Origin of the sequence: Brucella sp. IR073 (assembly GCF_049065735.1) — a bacterium.
Classification (GTDB): Bacteria; Pseudomonadota; Alphaproteobacteria; order Rhizobiales; family Rhizobiaceae; genus Paramesorhizobium.
The window spans coordinates 404,771-416,381 of the sequence record NZ_JBAKHD010000003.1; the positions used below are offsets into that span (position 1 = coordinate 404,771).

Below are 11,611 nucleotides of genomic sequence, written 5' to 3' on the forward strand. Positions count from 1 at the left end.
TGGGGGTGGTGACGCGTGCGCTTTTGCTGACGAACGTCGCGCACGCGTCACCACCCCCACCCGACCCTTCGGGCCACCCTCCCCGCAAGGGGGAGGGAGGCGCGAGCCGGTATCCGACAGCGAAACCATTGCCATCATCAGCGACTCATCGCCGCGAGCCATTCCTCGATCCACGCCTTGCGGTTCTTCGCCACCTCGTCCGATGGCAGTTCCAGCGTTTTCACGGGCTTCACCAGCGTATCGAACACCGGATCGAGCGGCTTAGACATTTTCCCGGCAGGGAACATCCAGTTGGTTTCAGGGATCACATCCTGGAAACCCGGCCCCGTCATGAAAGCCAGGAACTTCGCCGCAAGCGGGTTCTCCGCGCCTTTCTTCGTCTGCGCGGCAAGCTCAACCTGGAGATAGTGCCCTTCGGAGAAGGAGGCGGCCTTGTAGCGCTGCTCCTTGTCAACGATGATATGATAGGCGGGTGAGGTCGTGTAGGAGAGCACCATCGGCGCTTCGCCCTTGGTGAACAGGCCATAGGCCTCCGACCAGCCGGGCGTAACCGTCAGCACGCGCCCCCGGAGCTTCGCCCACGCATCTGCGGCTTTGTCGCCATAGATAGCCTTGACCCAGAGGAGCAGGCCGAGCCCGGGCGTGGAGGTACGCGGGTCCTCGATCACGATCTTCTGTTTGGGATCGCCCTCGACCAGTTCCTTCATGCTTTTCGGCGGGTTGGGCAGGGACTTGCTGTCATAGACCACGGCGAAATAGCCATAATCATAGGGCACGAACATATCGTCCTTGTATCCATCAGGCACATGGATATCGGAGGTATCGATGCCATGCGGCGCGAAAAGGCCGCTCTGTCGCGCCTCGGTCGTCAGATTGTTGTCGAGGCCCAGCACGATGTCCGCCTTCGAATCCGCGCCTTCAAGCTTCAGGCGGTTGAGCAGTGCCACGCCATCGGCGGCGGACACCCATTCGACCGTGCAGTCGCACTCTTTCTCAAAATTCGCCTTCACCTTCGGCCCCGGACCCCAATCGGCGACGAAGCTGTCATAGGTATAGATGATGAGCGTGTCCTTCGCCGCAGCCGGCACAGCGAGGCCGAGCATCAGGGCGGCGGTGAGGGCGAGAGCGTGCAGAGTCTTCATCGGCCTTTCCTTCTCTTCGTGGCTAGGATCGAGCGCCGTGGAAAGGCAGCGTCTAATCCCTCCGCCGGTTTTAACCGGATCAGGTTCCGCGGGTTGACCTTTAAAAAGGTCTCTCAGCCGGTTCCCCGGCACCCCGTTAGAGCGGAATCAACAATAATTGAGGCAAGTTACGACCGCAAGCGATCAGGGGCTTTCCTGCCGGTTCAGCCACATGATATGAGCCGCTTCATGAGCAAATTCCTCATTCTTCTTGGCGGCCACCTCACCGTCACGGACCGGCTGAAGCGCCAGATCGAAGGCGCGCGGATTCTGGCAGCCGATAGCGGCATCCGCCACGCAGGCGCTCTTGGCGTCGAGCCGGAGCTCTGGCTGGGCGATTTCGATTCGACGTCCCAGGCCCTTGCCCGGCGCTACAAGCAGGTGCCGCGCCGCACCTTTCCCGCCGCCAAGGACATGACCGATGGCGAGCTGGCGCTGGAGCAGGCCTTCGCGCTCGGCGCCACGAGCATCATCCTCGCGGGCGCGTTCGGGGGCGAGCGCACCGACCACACCATGCTCCACCTCACCATGGCTGCGGGACTGGCGGCGCAGGGCCGCAACATCTTCCTCTCCAGCGGCACGGAGGAAGCCTGGCCGATTCTCCCCGGCACTCATGCGCCCGATCTGCCCGACGGTACGCTCTTCAGTCTCATCGGCTTTACCGAGCTGGAAGGCCTGACGATCACGAGTGCCGAGTGGCCGTTAAATAAAGTGAAGGTTCCCTTCGGCTCATCACTGACGGTTTCGAATATTGTGCGCGGAACTCTAGGGCTTCAACTGCGTTCCGGATGCGGTGTCCTGATCGCCACTCTGGAGGAGAAGCTGGTCTAGCGAGACGGCCTATTGTCAATTCAACGAGATGATGCCACTTTGTTTCGCCGCATTGGGGACGCAACGTTGGCCGCATTTGATTCTTGAACGGGAGATATCTCCATGAAAAAACTGTCAATGATCGCAGTCAGTGTACTGCTTGCCCTTTCGACCGCTGCCTGCACCACTGCAGATCAGCGCACTGCCGGATACGGCGTGGGTGGCGCGGCTCTCGGCGCGCTCGCCGGTGGCGCCATCGGCGGCAACACCCGCGGTGCTCTCGCCGGTGCCGCGATCGGCGGCCTCGCCGGTACGCTGATCGGCGCTTCTCAGTCCCGCCAGGGCTACTGCCGCTATCGCGACCCGTATGGCCGCGTCTACGAACAGCCCTGCCAGCAGTAAAACTGCCAGTATGGATTTCGGACAGGCCGGGGCAACCCGGCCTGTTTGTTTTTCGGGCCGCTTTCATTGACACCAGCGCCATTCTCGCGGACAAGCTGCGCGATATCTAACAGCATCCGCAGAAAACCATGGCCCCTCCGCTTCTTCGTCTCGACCAGATCAAGCTGACCTTCGGCGGCACGCCGCTTCTGGAGGACGCCGCGCTTTCAGTGAGCGAAGGCGAGCGCATCGCGCTTGTCGGGCGCAATGGCTCGGGCAAATCGACCCTGCTGAAGATCGCCGCGGGGCTTGTTGAGCCGACATCAGGCGAATTGTTCCGCCATCCCGGTGCGACCATCCGCTTTCTGCCGCAGGCGCCCGACATGGAGGGCTTCGCCAATGTGCAAGCCTATGTGGAAGCGGGGCTTGGACCGACCGACGATCCCTACCGCGTCACTTATCTCCTCGAGCATCTGGGCCTGACCGGCAATGAGAAGCCGGGCCATCTCTCGGGCGGAGAAGCGAGGCGCGCGGCGCTGGCGCGGGTGATCGCGCCGCAACCCGACATCCTGCTTCTCGACGAACCGACCAACCATCTCGACTTGACCACCATCGAATGGCTGGAAGACGAACTGCGCCAGATCCGCTCCAGCCTCGTCATCATCTCGCATGACCGCCGCTTTCTGGAAAATGTCAGCCGCTCGACGATCTGGCTCGACCGGGGCGTGACGCGGCGGATCGAGCAGGGCTTCGGCCATTTCGAAGAATGGCGCGACAAGATATTGGAGGAGGAAGAGCGCGACCTCCACAAGCTCGGCCGCCAGATCCAGCGCGAGGAGCACTGGCTGCGCTATGGCGTGACTGCGCGGCGCAAGCGCAACATGCGCCGGCTCGGCGAATTGCAGGCGATGCGGCACGAATTCCGCACCCATCGCCGGGCGCAAGGATCAGCCGTTTTGCAGGCGAGCGACAGCAAGGAATCCGGCAAGCTCATCATCGAGGCGAAGGGTTTGAGCAAAACCTATGACGACCGCGCGTTGGTGAAGGGTTTCTCCACCCGCATCATGCGCGGCGACCGGGTCGGCCTTGTCGGCCCCAATGGCGCGGGCAAGACGACGCTGCTCTCCATGCTGACCGGGCAGCTCCAGCCGGACGAAGGAAGCATCCGCCTCGGCGTCAATCTCGAAATGGCGGTGCTCGACCAGAAGCGCGACAGCCTCGACCTCAATGAGACGCTGGCGCATTATCTGACCGACGGACGCGGCGAAAATGTCGTCGTGAATGGCGAGCAGCGCCACGTTGTCTCCTACATGAAGGACTTCCTGTTCCAGCCGGAACAGGCGCGCACGCCGATTCGCGAATTGTCGGGTGGCGAGCGGGCACGGCTGATGCTCGCCCGCGTGCTAGCGCGCCCGGCCAACCTGCTGATCCTCGACGAGCCGACCAATGATCTCGACATGGAGACGCTCGATCTCCTGCAGGAACTGGTGACGGGCTTTGCCGGGACAGTGATTCTGGTCAGCCACGACCGCGATTTCCTCGACCGCACGGTCACTTCGGTGATCGCACCGGAAGGCGACGGGCGCTGGCTCGAATATGCCGGCGGCTATGCCGATATGATGGCGCAACGGCGCGAAATGGCGCTGGCGAAGCGGGAGGTGAAGGCGGCTCAACCGCGCGGAACTTCACCCGACGCCGCGTCCCCCGCGCCGAAGCGCGAGGACAAGCGCAAGCTCTCCTACAAGCAGAAATTCGCGCTGGAAACGCTGCCGGCCAAGCTGGAAGCGATTGGTGCGGAGATCGCGGAACTGGAAAAGAAGCTTGCCGACCCGCAGCTTTATGCCAAGAACCCCGATCTTTTCGCCAAGACCGCTGCGGAGCTGGAAAAGAAGCGCGAAGCGCAATCCGCCATGGAAGAAGAATGGCTAGAACTGGAAATGCTGCGCGAGGAAATCGGGGAGTAAGCCTCCCCGTTCCTTCTTTAGGATAATGGAGGGATCAAACGATCCCCCCGCTGCCGCCCTTCACCGCCGGGCGCTCCTTGCCGACCTTCTGCCGATACCCGCTCGCCCGATAAGCAGTGACCGGATCAATCGCCCCACCCGCGCGACGCCGCGCTTCGGCGAGGATTGGCTCTACATCGGTGCGATAGGCCCGCTTCAGCGTCTCGGACGCCATCAGCGCATCATTCTCGTCCTGATAGCTCCCCAAAGCCTCACGATCCACCAATAGCGCCTGCGCATAGGCGCGACGGATTTCGTTGGCGCTGGAGATGAGGCTCTCGATTGGATCGGTGACATTGTGCGACTGGTCGATCATATGCGCAGGGTGAAAATCCTTCACGCCGCGATGTTCCGCATCGACCAGTTCGTTGAAGACGAGGAACAGCCGGTAGGGCTCGATGGCGCCGGCATCGAGATCATCGTCGCCATATTTGGAGTCGTTGAAGTGGAAACCGCCGAGCTTGCCGAACTGGATGAGGCGCGCAACGATCATCTCGATATTGGTGTTGGGCGCGTGATGGCCGAGATCGACCAGGCAGAACGCCTTTTCGCCCAGCGTCGAGGCGATGAGATAGTTCGTCCCCCAATCCTGCACGACCGTCGAATAGAAGGCCGGCTCGTACATCTTATGCTCGGAGAAGATGCGCCAATCGTCGGGCAGTTGTTTGTAAATCTGGCCCATCGAATCGAGATATCGTTCGAAGCTTCTGGTAAAATTGGATTGCCCCGGAAAATTCGAGCCATCGCCGATCCACACCGTCAGCGCCCTGGAGCCGATGGCCTCGCCAATTTCGATGCACTCGATATTATGCTCGATCGCCTGCGCCCGGACGGCAAAGTCCACATGGCTGAGCGAGCCATATTTATAGGAATGCGTCTGGTCCGGCGCATCGGAAAAAGTGTTGGAATTCATCGCGTCGAAGCGCAGCCCCAGCGCATCCGCTTTGGCCTTCAGCTCCTTCGGATCAGCCTTATCCCACGGGATATGCAGCGAGACGGTGGGCGTCGCCCGCGTCAACTCATGGATGACGGCGCAATCGTCCAGCTTGTCGAAAATATTGCGCGGCTCGCCGATACCGGGGAAGCGGGCGAAGCGCGTTCCGCCCGTCCCGACGCCCCAGGAGGGGACCGCGACGAAGAATTCTGCCACCTTTGCTGTGATGGCTTCGATATCGATGCCGCGACGGGCTAGATGTTCGCCCAGCGCTGCGTAATCGCTCTTCAGCGCATTTTCACGCGCGGCGTTTTCAGCGGCGATAAGATCGCCGGAAATTCTCTGTTCTGACATCGGTTCCTCCCTCCAGATGGCCCCTTACCGCGTAAAACTCTGCGCATTCCCCGCATCGACATTGATGATATTCCCCGTCGACTTAGCCGAAGCATCCGACGCGAGAAAATAGATCGCCTCGGCGATATCCTCCGGAAACACATTCAGCTTCAGCAGCGAGCGATTACGGTAATGCTCCTCCAGATCGCTCACCTCGATCTTCGACGAGGCTGCGCGCTGCTCGCGCCATTCGCCGTTCCAGATCTTCGAGCCGCGCAGTACCGCATCCGGGTTGACCGTGTTGACCCGGATGCCCGCATCCGCCCCTTCCAGCGCCAGGCAGCGCGCGAGATGAATCTCCGCCGCCTTGGCCGTGCAATAGGCCGACGCGCCGGGCGAGGCGGCGAGCCCGTTCTTGGAGGCGACGAACACCACATTGCCGCCGAGCTTCTGGCGGCGGAACAGGCGGAACGCCTCGCGCGAGACGAGGAAATATCCAGTCGCGAGAATGTCGATATTGCGGTTCCACATCGAAAGCTCCGTCGCTTCCACCGGCGCGGAAGAGGCGATACCCGCATTGGACACGAGAATATCGAGCCCGCCGAATTCCACCGCCGCCTCCGCGAAGGCGGCGATGACGCCTGCCTCGTCTGTGACATTCAGCACCACGCTGCGGATCACATCGCCGCCGAAGCGCTTGGCCAAATCCTCATGCGTGGTTTTGAGCGACTCCGCGTCGATATCGGCAAGCACAATGCACGCCCCCTCGCCCGCCAGCCGCTCTGCCGTGGCGCGACCGATACCGCCCGCACCGCCGGTGACCAGCGCCACACGGCCCGCAAGGCTCTTCGGCTTCGGCATACGCTGCAGCTTCGCTTCCTCCAGCAGCCAGTATTCGATGTCGAAAGCCTCCTGCTCCGGCAGGCCCTGATATTCGGAAACGGACGACGCGCCTCGCATCACATTGATGGCGTTGACATAGAACTCACCCGCAATCCGCGCCGTCGCCTTGTCACGCGCAAACGACAGCATGCCGACGCCGGGCACGAGAAAGATCACCGGGTTGGGATCGCGCATGGCCGGCGAATTGTCGTGCTTGCATGTCTCGTAATAGCGCGTGTAGTCGGCGCGGTAATCTTCCAGCGCCTTTTCCAGCCCCGCCAGCACGGCATCGACATCGGGCTTCGCCGGATCGAAATCGATGACCAGCGGGCGGATCTTGGTGCGCAGGAAATGGTCCGGGCAGCTGGTGCCTAGCGCGGCCAGCGGACGCAAATCCCTGGAACTGACGAATTCGAGCACGGCGTCCTGATCGTCAAAATGGCCGAGCTTGCGTTCCGCCTTGCCGATGAGCCCACGGATGACGGGCATCAGGCGGGCGGCGATGGCGCGGCGCTCAGCCGGTTCGAGGCTTTGGGCAACCGCCCCGCCGAACGCCGCCTTGCCTTCGGTCTTTTCCGCCAGCCAGCGGATTGCCCTGTTGATCACATCGAGCGTGAGTTCATAGCAGGCCTTGGCGTCGTCTGCCCAGGTGAAGAGCCCGTGGCTTTCCAGCACCACACCCTTGGCCTGCGGGTTCGCCTTGACGAAGGCTTCCAGATCGAGCCCCAACTGAAAACCCGGCCGTCGCCACGGCAGCCAGCCGATCTCGTCGCCGAAGATTTCCTTAGTCAATTCCTTCGAATTCTTCGAAGCCGCGATAGCAATGATCGCGTCCGGATGCATGTGATCCACATGCTTGTACGGCACAAAACCATGCAGCGGCGTATCGATGGAGGCCGCGCGCGGGTTCAGGTTGAACGTGCAGTGCGGCAAGAAGCCGACCATGCGGTCCTCATCCTCGACACCCTTGTAGATACCCTTCAGCGCATCGAGCTTTTCCTGATAGAGCGTCGCGAACCCGTCGAGCTTGATTGTGCCGACATCGCCCCCCGAGCCCTTGACCCAGAGCACCTGAACCGGCTGACCGGTCAGCGGATCGGTTTCCGTCACCTTGGCCGAGGTGTTGCCGCCGCCATAATTGGTGATGCGCTTGTCAGCCCCCAGCAGATTGGAGCGATAGAGCAGCTTGCCCGGCTCATCCAGCCCCGCCGCCTTTGCGTCATCCCAACGGTTTTCCAGAAGCCGAACCGCCATGTCTATCTCCTCCCGGTGGTATTTTGGTGAGAGGAGATATGCGTAAGCGCTCATTCACTGTCAATCGAAATCGATCATAAACACTCATGCTGCAGCGCACATATGAAAATTCATGATTGAAGATGATTGACAAAAACCGATCATTTGCAGAATAGATAGACAGAGGGAGGAACCATGCACGAGCGCGAACGCCACCGCATCATCCTGAGCGCTGTTCAGGAAAAGCCGGTCGTCACCATTCAGGATATCGTCGAGCTGACCGAGGCATCGGAAGCGACGATCCGGCGCGACATCGCCAGCCTGCATGTGCAAGGGCGCCTTCGCCGGGTGCGCGGCGGCGCGGAAGCGGTGCATCCGCCGCAGCTTGCCAGCCTCGCGGGCCGTCCATTCCGCGTCTCGGAATCCGAGAATATCGACAAGAAGCGGGCCATCGCGCGCGAGGCCGTGGCGCTGTGCGAGGAAGGCGATGCCGTCATCATCAATGGCGGCACGACCACCTTCCAGATGGTGCATTATCTCGCCGCGCGCCGCCTGCAGGTGCTGACCAATTCCTTCGCCATCGCCGAGCATCTGGTAAAACATTCCAAGAGCACGGTCATCGTCCCCGGCGGCGCGATCTATCGCGAGCAGAGCCTGATCCTCTCCCCCTTCGACAATGACGTGACGCGCAATTTCTATGCGCGCCGCATGTTCATGGGGTCGCAAGGCATCGGGCCGCTGGGGGTGATGGAATCCGACGCGCTGATTATCCAGAGCGAGCAGAAGCTGATCAATCAGGCGGACGAACTGGTGCTGATGGTGGATTCGACCAAGTTCAATCGCCGCTCGAGCCTGATCCTCTGCCCGCTGACGCGCGTGACGACCGTCATCACCGACGACGGTGTAACGGAGGCCGCGCGGCGCATGGTGGAGGATGCGGGCATTGAACTGATCGTGGCGCAAACCGCCGCCGGAAAACAGGAGGATTCCTCGTCGGTTGCATAGAGCATGATCCCGAAAAGTTGCAGACTTTTCGGACAAGATCATGCGGCTAAACTAGGTGGCCGAGGAGGCGGGAATAACCAAGGGAGGACTACGCATGAAATTATTGAAGAAATTGGCGCTTGGCTTGGGCCTCGCCGTATCCGTATTCGCCGCACAAGCCCATGCCGAGCCGGTCAAGATCGCGCTCGTCGTCAAATCGCTGGGCAACGGCTTCTTCGAGGCGGCCAACAAGGGCGCGCAGGAAGCGGCAAAGGAACTGGGCGATGTCGAGGTGATTTATACCGGCCCGACCACCACGACGGCCGAGGGTCAGATCGAGGTCATCAACTCGCTGATCGCGCAGGGCGTCGACGCCATCGCCATTTCCGCCAACGATCCCGACGCAGTAGTGCCTGCTTTGAAGAAAGCAGCGCAGCGCGGCATCAAGGTCATCTCGTGGGATTCGGGCGTCGCGCCCGCGGGCCGCATCATGCACCTGAACCCGTCGTCTAACGAACTCATCGGCAATATGTGCCTGAAGCTCGCCGCCAATCATCTGGGGGGCGGCAAAGGCGATTTCGCCATCCTTTCGGCCACCACCACCTCGACCAACCAGAATATCTGGATTGACGAGATGAAGAAGCAGCTTTCGAAATATCCGGGCCTCAACCTCGTCACGACCGTCTATGGTGACGATCTGGCCGACAAGAGCTACCGCGAGGCGCAGGGGCTCCTGACCTCGCAGCCGAACGTCAAGGTCATCGTCGCGCCGACGACGGTGGGCGTGCTCGCCGCCTCGCAGGCGGTGAAGGATGCCGGCAAGATCGGTCAGGTCTATGTCACCGGCCTCGGCCTTCCCTCGGAAATGGCCGGCGCGATCAAGTCCGGCGCGACGAAGGAATTCGCAATCTGGAATCCGATCGATCTCGGCTATTCCGCCACGCAGATTGCCTATCACCTTGTAAAGGGCGATGCGGACGGCAAGCCCGGCACGGAAGTCGATGCCGGCCGCATGGGCAAGATCAAGATCGGCGAGAATGGTGAAGCCGCGATGGCCGATCCGTTCGTCTACGACGCCAAGAATATCGGCGAGTTCTCGAAGGTGTTTTGATTGATAGGCTTGGCACCCTCCCTCCCCCTTGCGGGGAGGGTGGCCCGTAGGGTCGGGTGGGGGTGGTAAAGGCAGCGCGGTGTAGTTGCTCGTTGAGGCACGTCACCACCCCACCGCCCGCTAACGCGGGCACCTTCCCCGCAAGGGGGAAGGAGGGGCGCGAGCCGATCCTCGCCGAGGCAGAAGGCACACCGCTACCAACGTTCAGCGTAAAAACAATAAGTTTGGGCCCAGTATGAACCCAGCCGTCCAGCCCCCGCTTCGAGATACGGCAACACCCCTTCTCGAAATGCGCGGCATCTCGAAATCCTTCCCCGGCGTGCGGGCACTCGACCAAGTCAACATCGCGCTCTACCCCGGCACGGTGACCGCGCTGATCGGCGAGAACGGCGCGGGCAAGTCGACGCTCGTCAAAATCCTCACCGGCATCTACGAGCCGGATGAGGGCGAAATCCTCGTCAATGGCAAGCCGGTAACCTTCGCCACCGCCCAAGCCGCGACCGACCATGGCGTCACCGCCATCCATCAGGAAACCGTGCTGTTCGATGAACTCTCGGTCGCTGAAAACATCTATCTCGGCCACGCGCCGAAAACGCGCCTCGGCCTTGTCGATTGGAAAGCCCTCAACGCCCGCTCCCTCGCGCTGCTGCACTCGCTGGAGACGACCGTCGATGTGCGCGCCAGACTGAAAGAGCTTTCCATCGCGCAGCGCCATCTCGTCGCCATCGCCCGCGCGCTTTCGGTGGATAGCAACATCGTCATCATGGACGAGCCCACCGCCGCCCTGTCGCGGAAGGAAGTGGACGACCTTTTCAAGATCATCGAGCGCCTGAAAAATCAGAACAAGGCGATTCTTTTCATCAGTCACAAATTCGATGAGGTGTACGAGATCGCGCAGAACTACGCCGTCTTCCGAGACGGCCGCGCCGTCGGCCATGGTGCGCTCAAGGACACCAGCCAGAACGAAATCGTCCGCCTCATGGTCGGGCGCTCGGTCGAGCAGGCTTTCCCCAAGATAGACGTGACGCCGGGCGAAACCGTCCTCAAAGTCGAGAACTATTCGCACCCGACCGAATTCCGCGATATTTCCTTCGAACTGAAGCGCGGCGAAATCCTAGGCCTCTACGGTCTTGTCGGTGCAGGCCGTTCCGAGTTCTGCCAGTCGCTATTTGGCGTGACGCGCCCGTCAAGCGGCACCCTCACACTCGAAGGCAAACACATCACCATCCGCTCGCCGCGCGATGCCATAAACCACGGCATCGTCTATGTCCCGGAAGAGCGCGGACGCCACGGCGCCGTGCTGCAAATGCCGATCTTCCAGAACATCTCGCTCCCCTCGCTCGCCCGCACCTCCCGCGCGGGGTTCCTGCAGTCGGCAGAAGAATTCGCATTGGCCCGCCGCTATGCGGAACGGCTCGACCTGCGCGCCGCCGCCCTCTCCGTTCCCGTAGGTACGCTCTCCGGCGGAAACCAGCAGAAAGTCGTCATCGGCAAATGGCTCGCCACCAGACCCAAGGTTATCATTCTGGACGAGCCGACCAAGGGCATCGACATCGGCTCCAAGGCCGCCGTCCACGCCTTCATCAGCGAACTCGCGGCGGAAGGGCTCAGCATCATCATGGTTTCATCCGAACTGCCGGAGATTCTGGGTATGTCCGACCGCGTCCTCGTCATGCGCGAGGGTCTGGCGGCGGGTCTCTTCGACAGACAATCCGCCGATGCGGAAACCCTGGTGCGCGCCGCGACAGGAAACGCCTGA

The 11,611-nt window shown here is 61.6% G+C and carries 9 protein-coding genes and 1 riboswitch; of the genes, 6 read left to right on the forward strand and 3 right to left on the reverse strand.

What is annotated here, in order from left to right:
• Window positions 1-137: 137 nt before the first annotated feature.
• The gene (gene thiB / locus ACOWVG_RS08680; RefSeq protein ID WP_420961464.1) at window positions 138-1,142 is read right to left on the reverse strand and encodes a thiamine ABC transporter substrate binding subunit; all 1,005 of its coding nucleotides are present in this window, start codon (window positions 1,140-1,142) and stop codon (window positions 138-140) included.
• Window positions 1,143-1,181: 39 nt separating this feature from the next.
• Window positions 1,182-1,288: riboswitch (TPP riboswitch) on the reverse strand.
• A gap of 82 nt (window positions 1,289-1,370) precedes the next feature.
• Between thiB and ACOWVG_RS08685 the strand changes: the two genes are divergently transcribed.
• The 3 genes from ACOWVG_RS08685 (at window position 1,371) to ACOWVG_RS08695 (ending at window position 4,336) form a co-directional block, all read left to right on the forward strand.
• On the forward strand, window positions 1,371-2,012 hold the full coding sequence (locus ACOWVG_RS08685) for a thiamine diphosphokinase (RefSeq protein WP_420961465.1): 642 nt from the start codon (window positions 1,371-1,373) through the stop codon (window positions 2,010-2,012).
• Between the two features lie 102 nt (window positions 2,013-2,114).
• Window positions 2,115-2,393: a glycine zipper domain-containing protein gene (locus tag ACOWVG_RS08690; protein ID WP_420961467.1), complete on the forward strand. Its 279-nt coding sequence runs from the start codon at window positions 2,115-2,117 to the stop codon at window positions 2,391-2,393.
• 128 nt (window positions 2,394-2,521) lie between these two features.
• Window positions 2,522-4,336, forward strand: a complete 1,815-nt coding sequence (locus ACOWVG_RS08695) for an ABC-F family ATP-binding cassette domain-containing protein (RefSeq protein ID WP_420961469.1) — start codon at window positions 2,522-2,524, stop codon at window positions 4,334-4,336.
• Window positions 4,337-4,370: 34 nt separating this feature from the next.
• Here the strand turns inward: ACOWVG_RS08695 and rhaI are convergent, their stop codons facing one another.
• Both rhaI and ACOWVG_RS08705 read right to left on the reverse strand, forming a co-directional pair.
• On the reverse strand, window positions 4,371-5,663 hold the full coding sequence (gene rhaI, locus ACOWVG_RS08700) for an L-rhamnose catabolism isomerase (protein WP_420961471.1): 1,293 nt from the start codon (window positions 5,661-5,663) through the stop codon (window positions 4,371-4,373).
• A 24-nt stretch (window positions 5,664-5,687) separates the two neighbouring features.
• Window positions 5,688-7,778 (reverse strand): bifunctional rhamnulose-1-phosphate aldolase/short-chain dehydrogenase, encoded by a 2,091-nt coding sequence (locus ACOWVG_RS08705; protein WP_420961472.1) that lies wholly within the window; start codon window positions 7,776-7,778, stop codon window positions 5,688-5,690.
• Window positions 7,779-7,952: 174 nt separating this feature from the next.
• On the opposite strand from ACOWVG_RS08705, the gene ACOWVG_RS08710 reads away from it, so the two are divergent.
• From ACOWVG_RS08710 to ACOWVG_RS08720, 3 genes are all read left to right on the forward strand, one after another.
• Window positions 7,953-8,762 carry a DeoR/GlpR family DNA-binding transcription regulator gene (locus ACOWVG_RS08710; protein WP_420961473.1) on the forward strand — a complete coding sequence of 270 codons (810 nt, stop codon included), beginning with the start codon at window positions 7,953-7,955 and terminating at the stop codon, window positions 8,760-8,762.
• Window positions 8,763-8,856: 94 nt separating this feature from the next.
• Complete coding sequence (gene rhaS / locus ACOWVG_RS08715; RefSeq protein WP_420961474.1) at window positions 8,857-9,852, forward strand: rhamnose ABC transporter substrate-binding protein; 996 nt, start codon at window positions 8,857-8,859, stop codon at window positions 9,850-9,852.
• Window positions 9,853-10,087: 235 nt separating this feature from the next.
• On the forward strand, window positions 10,088-11,611 hold the full coding sequence (locus tag ACOWVG_RS08720; protein WP_420961476.1) for a sugar ABC transporter ATP-binding protein: 1,524 nt from the start codon (window positions 10,088-10,090) through the stop codon (window positions 11,609-11,611).